Origin of the sequence: uncultured Thalassolituus sp., from assembly GCF_950066645.1 — a bacterium.
Classification (GTDB): domain Bacteria; phylum Pseudomonadota; class Gammaproteobacteria; order Pseudomonadales; family Oceanobacteraceae; genus Thalassolituus.
The window spans coordinates 1-15,365 of the sequence record NZ_CATMFB010000010.1 but is presented as its reverse complement, the minus strand read 5'-3'; the positions used below and the strand labels follow the sequence as shown (position 1 = coordinate 15,365).

14 protein-coding genes and 1 tRNA gene are annotated in these 15,365 nt (G+C 53.9%); 11 read left to right on the top strand and 4 right to left on the bottom strand.

What is annotated here, in order from left to right; genetic code table 11:
* The first annotated feature begins 10 nt into the window (after positions 1–10).
* The 3 genes from carA (at position 11) to greA (ending at position 4,946) form a co-directional block, all read left to right on the top strand.
* The gene (carA, locus tag Q1L85_RS10190) at positions 11–1,153 is read left to right on the top strand and encodes a glutamine-hydrolyzing carbamoyl-phosphate synthase small subunit (RefSeq protein ID WP_300426601.1); all 1,143 of its coding nucleotides are present in this window, start codon (positions 11–13) and stop codon (positions 1,151–1,153) included.
* 17 nt (positions 1,154–1,170) lie between these two features.
* On the top strand, positions 1,171–4,386 hold the full coding sequence (gene carB / locus Q1L85_RS10185) for a carbamoyl-phosphate synthase large subunit (protein ID WP_300433055.1): 3,216 nt from the start codon (positions 1,171–1,173) through the stop codon (positions 4,384–4,386).
* Between the two features lie 83 nt (positions 4,387–4,469).
* Complete coding sequence (gene greA / locus Q1L85_RS10180) at positions 4,470–4,946, top strand: transcription elongation factor GreA (RefSeq protein ID WP_300425978.1); 477 nt, start codon at positions 4,470–4,472, stop codon at positions 4,944–4,946.
* 41 nt (positions 4,947–4,987) lie between these two features.
* Here the strand turns inward: greA and Q1L85_RS10175 are convergent, their stop codons facing one another.
* Entirely contained in the window at positions 4,988–6,007 is a 1,020-nt protein-coding gene (locus tag Q1L85_RS10175) for a fatty acid desaturase (RefSeq protein ID WP_300425977.1), read from the bottom strand.
* Positions 6,008–6,131: 124 nt separating this feature from the next.
* On the opposite strand from Q1L85_RS10175, the gene Q1L85_RS10170 reads away from it, so the two are divergent.
* Positions 6,132–6,929, top strand: a complete 798-nt coding sequence (locus Q1L85_RS10170; RefSeq protein WP_300425976.1) for a PaaX family transcriptional regulator C-terminal domain-containing protein — start codon at positions 6,132–6,134, stop codon at positions 6,927–6,929.
* Here Q1L85_RS10170 and Q1L85_RS10165 read toward each other — a convergent pair.
* From Q1L85_RS10165 to yhbY, 3 genes are all read right to left on the bottom strand, one after another.
* A complete protein-coding gene (locus Q1L85_RS10165; RefSeq protein ID WP_300425982.1) occupies positions 6,926–7,423 on the bottom strand; it encodes an acyl-CoA thioesterase in 498 nt (165 codons plus the stop codon). The genes Q1L85_RS10170 and Q1L85_RS10165 overlap by 4 nt on opposite strands.
* Before the next feature lie 169 nt (positions 7,424–7,592).
* Positions 7,593–8,717, bottom strand: a complete 1,125-nt coding sequence (locus tag Q1L85_RS10160; protein ID WP_300425974.1) for a beta-ketoacyl-ACP synthase III — start codon at positions 8,715–8,717, stop codon at positions 7,593–7,595.
* Positions 8,718–8,817: 100 nt separating this feature from the next.
* A complete protein-coding gene (gene yhbY / locus Q1L85_RS10155) occupies positions 8,818–9,120 on the bottom strand; it encodes a ribosome assembly RNA-binding protein YhbY (protein ID WP_300425973.1) in 303 nt (100 codons plus the stop codon).
* Between the two features lie 73 nt (positions 9,121–9,193).
* Between yhbY and rlmE the strand changes: the two genes are divergently transcribed.
* From rlmE to Q1L85_RS10120, 7 genes are all read left to right on the top strand, one after another.
* Positions 9,194–9,814, top strand: a complete 621-nt coding sequence (rlmE, locus tag Q1L85_RS10150; protein WP_300425972.1) for a 23S rRNA (uridine(2552)-2'-O)-methyltransferase RlmE — start codon at positions 9,194–9,196, stop codon at positions 9,812–9,814.
* A gap of 71 nt (positions 9,815–9,885) precedes the next feature.
* Positions 9,886–11,802, top strand: a complete 1,917-nt coding sequence (gene ftsH, locus Q1L85_RS10145; RefSeq protein ID WP_300425971.1) for an ATP-dependent zinc metalloprotease FtsH — start codon at positions 9,886–9,888, stop codon at positions 11,800–11,802.
* 60 nt (positions 11,803–11,862) lie between these two features.
* Entirely contained in the window at positions 11,863–12,705 is an 843-nt protein-coding gene (folP, locus tag Q1L85_RS10140; RefSeq protein ID WP_300425970.1) for a dihydropteroate synthase, read from the top strand.
* The gene (gene glmM / locus Q1L85_RS10135) at positions 12,698–14,032 is read left to right on the top strand and encodes a phosphoglucosamine mutase (RefSeq protein ID WP_300425969.1); all 1,335 of its coding nucleotides are present in this window, start codon (positions 12,698–12,700) and stop codon (positions 14,030–14,032) included. Before folP ends, glmM begins: the two co-directional genes overlap by 8 nt.
* Positions 14,033–14,106: 74 nt before the next feature.
* Positions 14,107–14,847 (top strand): triose-phosphate isomerase, encoded by a 741-nt coding sequence (tpiA, locus tag Q1L85_RS10130; RefSeq protein ID WP_300425967.1) that lies wholly within the window; start codon positions 14,107–14,109, stop codon positions 14,845–14,847.
* An 18-nt stretch (positions 14,848–14,865) separates the two neighbouring features.
* Positions 14,866–15,264 carry a preprotein translocase subunit SecG gene (secG, locus tag Q1L85_RS10125; protein ID WP_370291724.1) on the top strand — a complete coding sequence of 133 codons (399 nt, stop codon included), beginning with the start codon at positions 14,866–14,868 and terminating at the stop codon, positions 15,262–15,264.
* 14 nt (positions 15,265–15,278) lie between these two features.
* A tRNA-Leu gene (locus Q1L85_RS10120) sits at positions 15,279–15,364 on the top strand.
* Position 15,365 lies beyond the last annotated feature (1 nt).

The window sequence follows — 15,365 nt, the reverse complement described above, 5'->3', positions numbered from 1 at the left end:
GGAACGAGTCTTGTCTACGCCAGCGATTCTAGCTCTTGAGGACGGCAGCATCTTCAAAGGCACCAGCATCGGTGCTGAAGGTCTGTCAGTGGGAGAGGTCGTGTTCAACACCTCTATGACCGGTTACCAGGAGATCCTGACGGATCCGTCTTACTCCAACCAGATGGTTACTCTGACGTATCCGCACATTGGGAACTACGGTACCAATGACGAAGATGCTGAGTCTTCAGCAGTTCATGCCAAAGGTCTGATCATCCGGGATCTGCCTCTGATTGCATCCAGCTTCCGTAATGAGAAGGCTCTGGATGTGTATCTTAAAGACAACAAGGTACTCGGTATTGCCGATATCGACACCCGTCGCCTGACGCGTATCCTGCGTGAGAAGGGCTCTCTGAACGGTTGTATGATCGCCCGTGCGGATGCTCACTCTGAAGCGTCAGTGGCTGAGGCTATCGAAGCGGCCAAGGGCTTTCCGGGTCTGAAAGGTATGGATCTGGCCAAAGAAGTGACCGTGACTGAGTCATACAAGTGGACTCAGTCTGACTGGGTTCTGGGTCAGGGTTATGGCGAAGTTTCTGCACCCAAATATAAAGTCGTTGCATACGACTTCGGCGTGAAGCGCAATATTCTGCGCCTGTTAGCCGAGCGCGGTTGTGATCTGACGGTGGTACCGGCGCAGACTCCGGCCTCTGAGGTTCTCGCGATGAATCCAGACGGTATCTTCCTGTCCAACGGCCCGGGTGACCCTGAGCCTTGTGACTACGCCATCAGCGCGATTAAAGAAATTCTGACTACCGACATTCCTGTGTTTGGTATCTGTCTGGGTCACCAGCTGCTGGCTCTGGCGTCTGGTGCACAGACGGTGAAAATGCCACACGGCCATCACGGTGGTAACCACCCGGTACAGGACCTTGAGTCCGGTAAGGTGATGATCACTGCTCAGAACCACGGCTTTGCGGTAGACGAAGCGTCTCTTCCTGCGAACCTGAAAGCTACACATAAGTCTCTGTTCGACGGCACGCTGCAGGGCATTGCCCGTACTGATAAGCCAGCGTTCAGCTTCCAGGGCCACCCTGAAGCCAGCCCGGGTCCACGCGACGTACAGCCGCTGTTTGACCACTTCATCGAACTCATTGAAAAAGCCAAGGCGTAAGAGAACAGGACTAAGTCATGCCAAAACGTACTGACCTGAAAAGCATTCTGATCATCGGCGCCGGCCCAATTGTTATTGGCCAGGCGTGTGAATTTGACTACTCCGGTGCACAGGCCTGTAAGGCCCTGCGTGAAGAGGGTTTCCGGGTCATCCTGGTGAACTCTAACCCAGCCACCATCATGACCGACCCTTCCATGGCCGATGCCACTTACATCGAGCCGATCACGGTTGAAGCGGTGGCTAAGATCATTGAAAAAGAACGCCCTGATGCGCTGCTGCCTACCATGGGCGGTCAGACGGCGCTGAACTGTGCACTGGGCCTTGAGGCTGCTGGTGTACTGGAAAAGTTCGGCGTTGAGATGATCGGCGCAAACGCAGATACCATCGACAAAGCAGAAGACCGTGACCGCTTCGATAAGGCGATGAAGGCGATTGGCCTCGAGTGCCCACGTGCTGGCATTGCACACAGCATGGAAGAAGCCCGCGAAGTTCAGAAAGGTCTGGGTTTCCCATGTATTATCCGTCCTTCTTTCACTATGGGTGGTACCGGTGGTGGTATTGCTTACAACAAAGAAGAATTTGAAGAAATCTGTAGCCGTGGTCTGGACCTGTCCCCGACCAATGAACTTCTTATCGACGAATCTCTGATTGGTTGGAAAGAGTATGAGATGGAAGTGGTTCGGGATAAGAACGACAACTGTATCATTATCTGTTCTATCGAAAACTTCGACGCAATGGGTGTTCACACGGGTGACTCTATTACCGTTGCACCTGCTCAGACGTTGACCGATAAAGAATATCAGATCATGCGTGACGCCTCTCTGGCGGTTCTGCGCGAGATTGGTGTTGAAACGGGTGGTTCCAACGTTCAGTTCGGTATTAACCCGAAAGACGGCCGCATGGTCGTGATTGAAATGAACCCACGTGTATCCCGTTCATCGGCACTGGCATCGAAAGCCACTGGTTTCCCGATTGCCAAAGTAGCTGCCAAGCTTGCTGTGGGTTACACCCTGGATGAGCTGCAGAACGACATTACTGGTGGTGCAACCCCAGCCTCGTTCGAGCCATCTATCGACTACGTCGTGACCAAAATCCCTCGCTTCACCTTCGAAAAATTCCCGCAGGCGGATGGTCGCCTGACCACTCAGATGAAATCTGTGGGCGAAGTGATGGCGATTGGCCGTACTCAGCAGGAGTCTTTCCAGAAGGCTCTGCGTGGCCTGGAAGTAGGTTCAGTCGGTTTCGATCCGAAAGTCGACGCGAAAGATCCTATGTCCCGCGACAAAGTGATTTCTGAGCTGCGTACACCTGGCGCTGAGCGCGTCTGGTACGTGGGTGATGCTTTCCGCCTGGGCATGTCGGTTGAAGAAGTGTACGAGCACTCAGCCATTGACCCGTGGTTCCTGGTTCAGATCGAAGATCTGATTAAGGAAGAGAGTGCTGTTGCTCAAAGCGGTCTGCAGGCACTGGACGCAGGCCGCATGTTCCGCCTGAAGCGTAAGGGCTTCTCCGATGCACGTCTGGCGCAACTGCTGGGTGTGACTGAGAAGACCGTACGTAAGCACCGTCACAAGCTGAACATTCACCCGGTATACAAGCGTGTTGATACCTGTGCGGCAGAATTTGCGACAGACACGGCGTACATGTATTCCACGTACGAAGAAGAGTGTGAAGCGAACCCGTCCGATCGTGAAAAGATCATCGTTCTGGGCGGTGGCCCGAACCGTATCGGTCAGGGCATTGAGTTCGATTACTGCTGTGTACACGCGGCACTGGCAGCGAAAGAAGAAGGTTACGAAGCCATCATGGTTAACTGTAACCCTGAGACAGTATCAACCGACTATGACACGTCCGATCGTCTGTACTTCGAACCAGTGACTCTCGAAGACGTACTGGAAATCGTAGAGAAAGAGAAGCCGAAAGGCGTCATCGTTCAGTACGGTGGCCAGACGCCTCTGAAGCTGGCTGACGAGCTGGAAGCGGCAGGTGTGCCAATCATTGGTACTTCGCCTGAAGCCATCGACCGCGCTGAAGACCGCGAGCGTTTCCAGCAGATGATCCAGCGTCTGGGTCTGAAGCAGCCAGTGAATGCGACGGTAACCTCTGCGGAAGAAGCCGTGGCGAAGGCGAATGACATCGGTTATCCGCTGGTGGTACGTCCATCTTACGTTCTGGGTGGCCGTGCGATGGAGATCGTGAACAACGAGAAAGCACTGCGTCGCTACATGACTGAAGCCGTGAAAGTATCTAACGACTCTCCGGTACTTCTGGATCACTTCCTTGATCGTGCTATCGAAGTTGATATCGATGCAGTCTGTGACGGCGAGCAGGTCGTGATTGGTGGAATTATGCAGCACATTGAGCAGGCCGGTATTCACTCCGGTGACTCGGCATGTTCGCTGCCGCCTTACAGTCTGTCTAAAGACATCCAGGACAAAATGCGTGAGCAAGTGGCTGCGATGGCCATGGAACTGGGCGTTGTTGGCCTGATGAATACTCAGCTGGCGTATCAGGACGGCGAGATCTATGTCATCGAGGTGAACCCTCGTGCATCACGTACCGTGCCGTTCGTATCCAAGTGCATCGGAACGTCTCTGGCCGCCATCGCTGCAAAAGTAATGACAGGTAAAACGCTGGCGGAACTCGGTTTTACCAGTGAAGTCGTACCTTCTTACTTCTCGGTCAAAGAAGCGGTATTCCCGTTCAACAAATTCCAGGGTGTTGATCCGATTCTCGGCCCTGAGATGAAGTCGACCGGTGAAGTCATGGGTGCTGGCCGTACCTTCGGTGAAGCCTTCTTCAAGGCGCAGTTGGGTGCTGGTGCGTTCCTGCCGAGCGAAGGACTGGCGTTCCTGTCTGTGCGTGATGCCGATAAGGCTGGTGTGGTTGAAGTGGCCAAAGGCCTCATAGACCGTGGTTTCAAGCTGATTTCAACCGACGGTACCTGTCGCGTGCTGCGTGAAGCTGGTGTAGACAGTGCCCGTGTCAACAAGGTGAACGAAGGTCGTCCGCACATCGTAGATATGATTAAGAACGATGAAATCGCTCTGATCGTGAACACGACGGATGGTCCTCAGGCGATTTCTGACTCTGCAGATATCCGTCGCAGTGCTCTGCAGCACAAGGTGTACTACACGACGACCCTCGCTGGCGCTGAAGCTGTTGTAGAAGCGCTGCGTTCAGAGGGCCTGAAAGAAGTGCGTCGCCTGCAGGAACTGCACGCCTCGATCTGAAGCCAGGGTTACGCCCGCTGAAAAACATGGATGCCCGGAAGCTCTGCTCCGGGCTTCTTTTATAACAAAGGGAGTCATAGCAAATGCAGAAGTTTCCCATGACTGTGGAAGGTGAAAAGGCTCTGCGCGATGAGCTGCAGCACCTGAAAACAGTTGAGCGTCCTCAGGTGATCCAGGCGATTGCTGAAGCACGCGAACACGGTGATCTGAAAGAAAACGCTGAATACCACGCTGCACGCGAACAGCAGGGCTTTATCGAAGGCCGTATTCAGGAGATTGAAGGCAAGCTTTCAAACGCTCAGGTGATTGATATCAAAACCATTCCGCATTCCGGTAAGGTTCTGTTTGGCACCACGGTGACGATCATTAATCTGGATACCGATGCGACCGTGGTTTACCGCATTGTTGGTGAAGATGAAGCGGATATCAAAAACAACCGTATCTCTATTTCTTCCCCGATTGCCCGTGCGCTGATCGGCAAAGAAGAAGGTGATGTCGTTGTCGTTCAGGTACCAAGCGGTACTGTGGAATATGAGATTGATGAAGTAAAACACGTCTGATCTGCCCACGACGAAAAAGGCCGCTGATTCAGCGGCCTTTTTTATTTCTGTGCGGAAGCCAGTTTCAGGACATCGAGATACCCCGGCGGCGGTGGCAGAACCCGGTGCTGCTGGAGCAGTGCATGGAGAGCTGGTAGTTGCCAGAACGGTACCGAAACCAGAGCGTGATGTTCGATATGATAGTTGACGTTGAATGGTGCGAATAACGCCCGGCTGATCAGTCCGGCACGTGTTGTGCGGGTATTTTTCAGCATATCACCAGTTCTTTCTGTCACGGCGTGTTCCGCGATGGCCCGCACTCTCAGGCAGAAGGGGTAAGCGAACAGGTAGCCCGCCCACCAGATAGCATAAAGTTCGGGATGGCCAGCAAGGCTGACCAGCGCGGCAAACAGACCGTGAAACAGCAAGGTCCGGCGACTGTTTATCAGCCATAACCGCAATTTTTCTGGTGCTTTATTCTTGGCTGATGGCAGCCACTCAACAACCCCTGTCACATTCCATTTGATCATTTCGGCATTCATCATCGCGAAGCCGATCAGGGATTTGATCCCGGTTTGTCCTGAGATATCTCGCAGAAACTTCCGCAACATAGAACTACGGCTTGTAGGAAATCCTTCAATAAGTGGCAGATCAACGTCTCTTTCCGTTCCGGTGTGAACGTGATGTTGCGCGTGATGGCGGCGGTACTTTTCAAGGTCAAGGTAGACGGGGGCAGCACACAGCCAGTCTCCCACGAGATCGTTCAGGTTTGCATTGCGGAAGAGCGTCCGGTGAGAGGCCTCGTGGGCGAGGATTGCCAGGCCCAGAAGCCTGCCGCCAAGCAGGAAGAGCGCTGGAACAGCAATCAGCAGCCCCGCCCAGCCAAGGAGGGACAGACTGCCGCTGATAATCGTCAGCAGCAGCGCAATTGCGCACCAGCATGATGCCACGGCGAAGGCGCCGCGCCAGTCTGAGCGTTCATGCAGATCGGCAACGGTTTTCTCGCCGAGTATGGCGGTCAGCCTTTCACGTGCGGAACGTCTTTCCAGTCCTTCTTCAAACAGGATGCGCATATCACTCATGGGTCTGCTCCAGTAATTTTCAGCGATAATTACACTTTGTGTATCAATGAGTCAAATTTAGTAATAAGTTGGGTGCGGTGCGACTGTGCTAATATCGGAGTAATACGGTCAACTACTCGTTTCTATGTCCTCAGCGCCCGTCACTTACCCAGCCAAAAAGCTGCTTCTCAATCTGGTAAAAGAAGCCGAAGGACCTATGCCTTCAGCGACGCTGGTGCGTCTGGCCGAAATCTTCGGCATTGAAGCGAATAATGTGCGGGTCTCTCTGAACCGCCTGGTCTCGGAAGAGTTACTCGTGGTCAGTGAGCGAGGGGTGTACGACCTGGGTCCCGCGGCCAGAAAGCTGGCGGATCTGCAGGACAGGTGGCGTCTGCTCGAAGATGAACTCACTGTCTGGGATGGACGCTGGCTCGCGCTGTATGTCGCACATCTTGGTCGCCGCGACCGGAAACAGCTGCGTCAACGTGAGCGGGCGACAGAACTGTGGGGCTTCCGGAGCTTCGAGCAGGGGCTTCTTGTCAGGCCGGCCAATCTGGCGATTTCTCCTGATGATCTGCTTGAGAATCTGTGCCAGCTCGGCCTCGAAGATAACGCGGTACTGATTTACCCGGCCGGGTTTGTCGGTGAGCGTGTGCCGGACGCATCTCTGTGGCCGGTGGATGAACTGACGCAGGCTTATCGTACCCTGACCGAGCAGATGTCGGTCTGGTTAGAAGATTACCCTGAAAACAGCCTGGAGGATGCCGCCCGTGAGTGCTTCCTGATTGGTGACAGGGTGCTCAGGGCGATAGCCTTCGATCCGAGATTGCCCGACTCTATGGTAGACACTGAAGCGCGCCGCACCATGGTCGAAACCATGATGCTGTTTGATGACGTCGGTAATGCTATCTGGTCTGAGCTTATCGGCCAGCTTGAGGCTTAAGGGCAGCTCACCTGAGGGATGTCGTTCAGCTCATCTGAGCCATCGTCCAGCTCAATTGCTTTCATCATTTTCTGCAGTCGCTGACGGGCCTCGCGACGTTTCAGCGCCTTGTTCCAGCGACGTTCCTGAATTTCATCTTTCAGTTCAAGCTGTGGCAGTGGGGTTGGCTTGTTCGTCTCATCCATGGCTACCATGGTGAAGTAACAGGTGTGGGTATGTCGGACGGTCTTCTGCTTAATATCTTCTGCAATAACCTTGATGCCGATTTCCATGGAAGTGCGACCCACGTAGTTTACGGTTGCCAGGCAGGTCACCAGTTCGCCGATGTGGATGGGCTGCTTGAACAGTACGTTATCCACCGAGAGAGTCACGGCATAATTGCCGCTGTAGCGCATGGCGCAGGTGTAAGCAACTTTATCGAGGAGTTTGAGTAGCTCACCACCGTGCATATTACCGGAGAAGTTTGCCATGCCAGGAGTGACCAGCTCGGTCATCTCGGTCTGAATAATCTGTGCCACGCGGAAAACCTGTAATTCTTAAACAGGTGTGCATTTTGTCACTTTTTTCTGTGTAAATCAGCGGCTTAACTGGTCTGTCATAATTGTCAGATACGAAAAAGGCCGCATGCTGTCGGGCAATGCGGCCTTTTCGTGTAGCGTCAGATCAGAGTTTTTCGACCAGCAGGCTGCCGACCGAGTAACCGGCACCAAACGAGCAGATCAGGCCCTTGTCGCCAGGTGCGAAACCATCTTTGTGCCGATGGAACGCAATCAGCGAACCAGCAGATGCTGTGTTTGCGAATTCATCCAGAACGATGGGCGTATCATCTGCAGCGGGCTCGCGTCCGAGCAGCTTTTTCGCAGCAAACATATTCATCGTCAGGTTAGCCTGATGCAGCCACATGCGCTTCAGGTCAGTAGGCTGAAGCTGGTTTTCTGTCAGCTGCTCCGTAATAAAGCCTGTTACCAGAGGCAGAAGCTCTTTAAATACCTTGCGACCGTTCTGACGGAAGTACGGGCGATCGTCTGGCAGCTGTCCGGCTGAGAAGTTGTGATCAGTGTAATTGCCATCGCAACGGATATTGTCAGAGAAGGTTGTCATCTGCTTGGTATTCAGGATGCGGAACGCATACTCAGAGGTGCAGTTTTCTTCTTTTTCCATCACCACCGCCGTTGCGACATCGCCAAAGATGAAGTGGCTGTCGCGGGACTTCAGGTTCAGCTGAGGCGAGGCGAATTCAGGATTAACCACCAATGCGCATTTAGCCGTGCCGGCTTTCAGTGCGGTGTAAGCGTTAATCATGGCAAACGTCATCGTCGAGCAGGCGATGCCCATGTCGTAGGCAAAGCCTGAAATACCCAGCTTCTTCTGAACTTCAACAGCGGCGGATGGATATGGACGCTGGTGATTGGTGGTGCCCATGATGACAAGGTCGATGTCATCGGCAGTTTTTCCGGCCTGGGCCATTGCTTCTTTCGCGGCGGCAACGGCCATAGTGACTGTCTCTGGTTCGTCACCTTCCAGCGCAGGCTTGAAAACAGGCGCCATGCGCTCAGGGTCCAGCATGCCGTCTTTGTACATCACATAGCGTGACTTAATGCCGGACGCTTTTTCTACGAATTCGCTGCTTGAGCTGGGGAGTGCTTCAGTTTCACCCGCTTCGATCGCGGCGGCGTGTTCGGCATTGAACTTCTCAACATACGCATTGTAAGCGGCGATCAGTTCGTCGTTGGAGATGCTGTGCGGTGGAATAAACAGACCGGAGCCTGAAATAACAATGTTAGACATACTGCTTAACCTTTTTTTATTTTGCATTATCCCCGCTCCGGGCCGGGGTTCCAACCCCGGGATGTCTGCCGGGGTAACTTGACCTGATATGTACGACGCTTCAGCGTTGCAGATTCGACAGGTTAGCTTTGGCTTTCGGATTGCGGCGCAGAAGCAGGGCGGTGTTGCCGATCTGCTGAACAAGCTCTGCCCCGGTCTGTTCTACCAGAGCTTTGATGACAACTTTCTTAACTTCGCGGTCACCGACAGCGACTTTTATCTTGATCAGTTCATGGTCATCGAGTGCCCGGCCTATTTCTTCAAGGACGGCCTCGGTCAGGCCCTTGGAGGCGATTGTCACGATTGGGTTCAGGGTGTGGCCAATGGCGCGGTAGGCCTTTTTCTGTTCGTTGCTCAGTGCCATAGGGTGGGGTCGCTCGGAAGTAAGGTGTAAAATGGTGGATCATTATACCCTACCAGTGGAGTAAAGACTGCATATGGCACGTTCAAAATCGAGTGCTGACTGGCTGAAAGAACATGTCGATGATGTCTGGGTTCAGAAAGCCCAGCAGGATGGTTATCGCACCCGTGCCAGCTATAAGTTGATTGAACTGGATGAAAAAGACGCTCTGATGCGCCCAGGCATGACCGTTCTGGACCTGGGGTCGGCGCCGGGCGGCTGGTCTCAGGTGGTCGCACGTCGGGTGGGAAGTAAGGGCAATATCATTGCTTCAGACATTCTGGCGATGGATCCGATCGAAGATGTCACCTTCATTCAGGGTGACTTTACCACCGATGAAGTCTTCGATGAGCTGATGGGAGTTGTGAATGGTGCGCCCGTGGACCTTGTAATTTCGGATATGGCCCCCAATATGTCTGGAGTAGCCTCCATTGACCAGCCAGGTGCGATGTATCTGGTTGAACTTGCTCTGGATATGGCCCGCCAGGTTCTGAAACCAAACGGCGCGTTTGTTGCCAAAGTGTTTCAGGGAGAGGGCTTTGACGCCTATGTGGCGGACTTGCGGACGTCTTTCTCGAAAGTCGTGGTCCGTAAGCCCAAGGCATCGCGCCCGCGCTCCCGCGAAGTCTACGTGGTCGGTAAAGGTTTCCGTCCCTGAGGAATGGCTGCTAAGCTAAGCAGAGTGTAATCGGTCAGAGAACTGGCCAGCTGAAGAAGGTGGTGCCTCACATGGCAAAGAATTTCGTGTTATGGGCTGTTATCGCTGCCGTCCTGATGATGGTGTTTAACAGTTTCAATCCGTCTACCCGTGGTAATGAAATGTCGTATTCCGACTTCATGAGTGCGGTGCAGAACGGACAGGTGAAATCTGTGACGATCGCAGGGCAGAGCATTACAGGTGAGCAGCTCAATGGTGAGCGCTTCGAAACTGTGCTGCCAGCGTTTGATGACAAGCTGATGGACACGCTGCTGGAACGTAAGGTCCAGGTGGTTGGTGAGAAACCTGAGAAGCAGAGCTTCCTGTCGCAGCTACTGCTGGCATCTCTGCCGATTCTGATCATTATCGCTGTCTTTATGATCTTCATGCGACAGATGCAGGGCGGTGGCTCTGGGCGCGGCGGCCCGATGGCGTTTGGCAAGAGTAAGGCCAAACTTCTGAGCGAAGATCAGATCAAAACCACATTCGAAGACGTAGCGGGCTGTGATGAAGCCAAAGAAGACGTAAAAGAACTGGTGGAGTTTCTGCGCGAGCCAGGTAAGTACCAGCGTCTCGGCGGTAAGATTCCTCGTGGTGTGCTGATGGTGGGTCAGCCAGGGACAGGTAAAACACTGCTGGCCAAAGCCATCGCGGGTGAAGCCCGTGTGCCTTTCTTCTCAATCTCTGGCTCAGATTTCGTTGAAATGTTCGTCGGTGTGGGTGCATCCCGTGTCCGTGACATGTTCGAACAGGCGAAAAAGCAGGCCCCATGTATCATCTTTATTGATGAAATTGACGCCGTTGGCCGCTCACGTGGTGTGGGTATCGGTGGCGGTAATGACGAGCGCGAACAGACCCTGAACCAGCTGCTGGTTGAAATGGACGGCTTTGAAGTCAACGACGGCATCATCGTGATTGCTGCGACTAACCGACCTGATGTACTCGACCCTGCACTGTTGCGCCCTGGCCGTTTTGACCGCCAGGTTGTGGTCGGGCTGCCAGATATCCGTGGTCGTGAACAGATTCTTCATGTTCATATGAAAAAGGCACCGGTCGCGGAAGACGTGAACGCGTCTCTGATTGCGCGGGGGACACCAGGCTTCTCCGGTGCAGACCTTGCCAACCTGGTGAATGAAGCTGCCTTATTCGCAGCCCGGGCGAACCGCTCAGAAGTAACCATGGAAGAGTTTGAAAAAGCGAAAGACAAGATTCTGATGGGTGCTGAACGCAAAACCATGGTCATGTCTGAGAAAGAGAAAGAGAACACAGCGTACCATGAGGCTGGCCACGCAATCGTTGGTCGTCTGGTGCCTGAGCATGATCCTGTGTACAAGGTCTCTATCATTCCTCGTGGTCGCGCCCTCGGTGTGACCATGTTCCTCCCGGAGGAAGATCGCCATTCGATCAGCAAACGCGGCATTGAAAGCAATATCTGCTCTCTGTACGGCGGTCGTATCGCCGAAGAGCTGACTCTGGGCAAAGACGGTGTGACCACCGGTGCCTCCAATGACATCGAGCGGGCAACTAAGTATGCGCGCAACTATGTCACCAAGTGGGGTCTGTCTGAAAAACTCGGCGCTCAGCTGTATTCAGAAGATGAACAGAACAGCTACCTGGGCAGTTCCGGTGGCGGCCAGATGGCGCACCTGTCGGACGATACGGCTAAGACCATTGATGCCGAAGTGAAGAGCCTGCTGGATAATTGTTATCAGCGCGCGACCCAGATTCTGGTTGAACACCGTGACAAGCTGGAAATGATGAAAGACGCTCTGATGGAGTACGAAACTATCGACGCTGATCAGATCGATGACATTATGTCAGGCCGTAAGCCACGTCCGCCTAAGGGCTGGTCGGATGGTTCCGGCCCGTCTGCGCCAGCGCAGACGACCCGCGATATGGCGGGTGACGATGACGATGTCGTTGGTGAACCCGCTGGTGGCCAGAACTAAGTTCTGTCTGCAGGTCAAAGGCGGCTCAGGCCGCCTTTTTTGTTTGTCTGAGGAATACCCGTGAACCTCCGTTTACGTAACCGTACGTTAGATCTGTCCCAGCCCAATATCATGGGCATTCTCAATGTGACTCCCGATTCATTTTCTGATGGTGGTCTCTTTGACCGGCCAGAGAGAGCCTTGCGTCATTGTGAGCAGATGATCCGTGATGGGGCTGTGATTATTGATGTCGGTGGCGAATCAACCCGGCCTGGCGCCAGCCCTGTCAGCACGGAAGAAGAGCTGGAGCGCGTGGTGCCTGTGGTCGAGCGGATTTCAGCCTGTCTCGATGTGGCTGTGTCGGTAGATACCAGTAATCCGCAGGTCATCCGCGAGGCCGCTGCCGCAGGCGCACACCTGATAAATGATGTCAGGGCGTTACGCCGTAACGGGGCGGTCGAGGCAGTGGTTGAAACAGGTTTGCCGGTCTGCCTGATGCATATGCGTGGCGAGCCAGGCCATATGCAGGATAAGCCTTACTACGATGACCTGATGCAGGATGTCCGTCATTTTCTGCAGGAGCGTATCGACGTTGTTACGGCAGCAGGCGTATCCGCAGATCAGATCATTCTCGATCCAGGATTCGGGTTCGGAAAAAATCTGGTTCATAACTACACCCTGCTTAACCGTCTTCGCCAGATTCTCGATCTCGGCTACCCGGTGCTGACCGGCCTCTCCCGGAAGCGTATGATTGCAGGCGTATTAGAAGAAGGTACAGATGCAGTGGACCGCGATGGAGGCAGTGCTGCCGCGGCTGTGATCTGTGCAATGAATGGCGCCCGTATCATCAGGGCGCACAATGTCAGAGCAACCTGGGAAGCGATGCAGGTTGTCAGGGCGACTCTCGAGGAAGGACATGTCTAGAAAGTATTTTGGAACCGATGGTATCCGTGGTCGGGTCGGTGAAGCACCTATTACCCCTCAGTTTATTATGCATCTTGGTTGGGCGGCCGGTAAGGTCTTCGCTCAGCGCGGCAAAAGCCGCATTCTGATTGGTAAAGACACCCGGATTTCCGGCTATATGTTTGAATCGGCACTGGAAGCCGGTCTGTCGGCTGCAGGTGTGGATATCGGCCTGCTGGGCCCTATTCCTACACCAGGCATTGCTTATCTGACCCGCACCTTCCGGGCTCAGGCAGGCATCGTGATCAGCGCCTCTCACAATCCGTATTACGACAATGGAATTAAATTCTTCTCTGGAGATGGGACAAAACTGCCAGACGAAGTTGAGCTGGAAATTGAGTCTTATCTTGATCAGCCGATGACCTGTGTCGAATCTGACAAGCTTGGGAAAGCGGTACGTATTAACGATGCTGCGGGCCGGTATATTGAATTCTGTAAGGGCACCGTGAATTCGCTGAATCTGCGTGGCCTGAAAGTGGTTCTGGACTGCAGTCACGGTGCTACCTATCAGATCGCGCCGTCTGTATTCAGTGAGTTAGGTGCGACGGTCGTCACGATTGGTAATCAGCCTGATGGTCTGAACATTAACCACGAGTGTGGTTCGACCTCACCAGCCGCGTTGAAGGCGAGAGTGCTTGAAGAGAAGGCCGACCTGGGCATTGCTTTTGATGGCGATGGTGACCGGGTAATGATGGTTGATCATAACGGCGAACTGGTCGACGGCGATCAGCTGTTATTTATTATCGCCAGTCATGCCTTCGATCAGGGGCGGCTACAGGGAGGGGTTGTTGGTACCCAGATGAGTAATCTGGGACTGGAGCTGGCCCTGAAAGACAAAGGGATTGATTTCCGCCGAGCTAAAGTCGGTGACCGTCACGTCATGCAGATGCTGGCAGAGCATGGTTGGCGTTTTGGTGGTGAATCGTCGGGGCACCTTCTTTGTCTGGATGCGAACTCAACCGGCGACGGCATTGTGTCGGCCCTTCAGGTGCTGCTTGCGTTGCGTGACACCGGTGTGGGTTTGCACGAGTGGCAGAAGCGGATGAGCAAAATGCCGCAGACCATGATTAATGTGCGTCGTCAGAAGAACGTTGATGTTATGGCCCAGCCGGAAGTGATTGCCGCGGTGAAAGCGACAGAGAATAAACTGGCAGATCGCGGCCGTGTTCTGCTGCGGCCGTCCGGTACGGAACCCCTTGTGCGTGTGATGGTCGAGGCTGAAGATCCGGCGGTCACTCAATTGCTGGCACAGGAGCTGGCAGAAGTTGTAGAAAAGGCGCTGGCCTGATCCGGGAAGCCTCCTGCTTGTCTCCGGGGGGTATCTCGGCTAGTATCTGCGCTCTTTGAATTTCGGGGTAACACATGCGACGTACACTGGTAGCCGGTAACTGGAAAATGAATGCTTCGGTGGAAGACACCCGGGCGTTGTTGGCCGGGATCCGGGATGCAGGTGAACAGTCTTGCGAGATCGCTGTGTTTCCCCCATTTCCTTACCTGACCCTGGCGGTTGAACTGACTGCCGGGTCTGCCATCCAGGTCGGTGCACAGAATTGTGCAGATCAGGACAGCGGTGCGTTTACTGGTGAAGTGTCTGCAGCGATGCTGAGCGACATCGGTGCTTCAATGGTGATTCTTGGACATTCTGAGCGCCGTAGTCTGTATGGCGAGACCGATGCGGTAGTACTGGAAAAAACTAAAAAAGCGCTGACTTCTGGTCTGATTGCTGTGGTATGTGTCGGAGAAACTCTGAACGAACGGCAGAAAGGGGAAGAGGAAGTCGTCGTCGGTCGTCAGCTTAATCTTCTGCTGCAGGAGTTGAGTGACGCAGACTGGAAAAATATTGTTATTGCCTATGAGCCCGTCTGGGCCATTGGTACTGGCGAAACTGCTACGCCTGAACAGGCTCAGGCAATGCATGCATATATCCGTCGTCTGCTGGCCGGACGATCTGCAGAGATAGCGCAGGACACCCGCGTACTTTACGGGGGCAGCGTAAAGGCTGCGAACGCTGTGGAATTGTTTTCACAGCCAGACATTGATGGCGGACTGGTCGGGGGCGCGTCTCTCGATGTCGCTGAATTTCTTGGAATCTGTAGGGCGTAAGGGCTCGGGTTGTAAATTATGGAACAAATTATTCTGATCGTTCATATCATCCTTGCGGTAGGCATCGTGGCATTCGTCCTGATGCAGCAGGGGAAAGGCGCTGATGCGGGTGCTTCTTTTGGCGCTGGTGCCTCTCAGACTGTGTTCGGTTCAGGTGGCTCTGCAAATTTTATGAGCCGTACCACCGCCATTCTGGCAACTGCTTTTTTCGTAACCTCTCTGGGGCTGGCGGTTTTTGCTAAGCGTCAGGCGTCTGTGATCGAAAATTTCGGAATTCCTGTTGAAGAAGTGACAGAAACACTTGAGCAGGACACCCCAGTTGTGGAAGAATACGCGCCGTCCTCAGATGCACCCGAACTGGATGCATCAGTCTCTGGTGAAGAACCAGTGCTGGAGACTTCTGAAGAGTCTGAATAAGACTCGCCCTGTGTGCGGATGTGGTGGAATTGGTAGACACGCCATCTTGAGGGGGTGGTGAGCAACGCTCGTGCGAGTTCGAGTCTCGCCATCCGCACCAA

Bases quoted from the DNA above. Each gene is read 5' to 3' on its own strand.
- ftsH (WP_300425971.1), top strand. From the start codon at position 9,886: ATGGCAAAGAATTTCGTGTTATGGGCTGTTATCGCTGCCGTCCTGATG.
- yhbY (WP_300425973.1), bottom strand. From the start codon at position 9,120: ATGGCACTGAGCAACGAACAGAAAAAGGCCTACCGCGCCATTGGCCAC.
- carB (WP_300433055.1), top strand. From the start codon at position 1,171: ATGCCAAAACGTACTGACCTGAAAAGCATTCTGATCATCGGCGCCGGC.
- secG (WP_370291724.1), top strand. From the start codon at position 14,866: ATGGAACAAATTATTCTGATCGTTCATATCATCCTTGCGGTAGGCATC.
- Q1L85_RS10170 (WP_300425976.1), top strand. From the start codon at position 6,132: ATGTCCTCAGCGCCCGTCACTTACCCAGCCAAAAAGCTGCTTCTCAAT.
- rlmE (WP_300425972.1), top strand. From the start codon at position 9,194: ATGGCACGTTCAAAATCGAGTGCTGACTGGCTGAAAGAACATGTCGAT.
- Q1L85_RS10175 (WP_300425977.1), bottom strand. From the start codon at position 6,007: ATGAGTGATATGCGCATCCTGTTTGAAGAAGGACTGGAAAGACGTTCC.
- glmM (WP_300425969.1), top strand. From the start codon at position 12,698: ATGTCTAGAAAGTATTTTGGAACCGATGGTATCCGTGGTCGGGTCGGT.
- Q1L85_RS10160 (WP_300425974.1), bottom strand. From the start codon at position 8,717: ATGTCTAACATTGTTATTTCAGGCTCCGGTCTGTTTATTCCACCGCAC.
- tpiA (WP_300425967.1), top strand. From the start codon at position 14,107: ATGCGACGTACACTGGTAGCCGGTAACTGGAAAATGAATGCTTCGGTG.
- Q1L85_RS10165 (WP_300425982.1), bottom strand. From the start codon at position 7,423: ATGACCGAGCTGGTCACTCCTGGCATGGCAAACTTCTCCGGTAATATG.
- greA (WP_300425978.1), top strand. From the start codon at position 4,470: ATGCAGAAGTTTCCCATGACTGTGGAAGGTGAAAAGGCTCTGCGCGAT.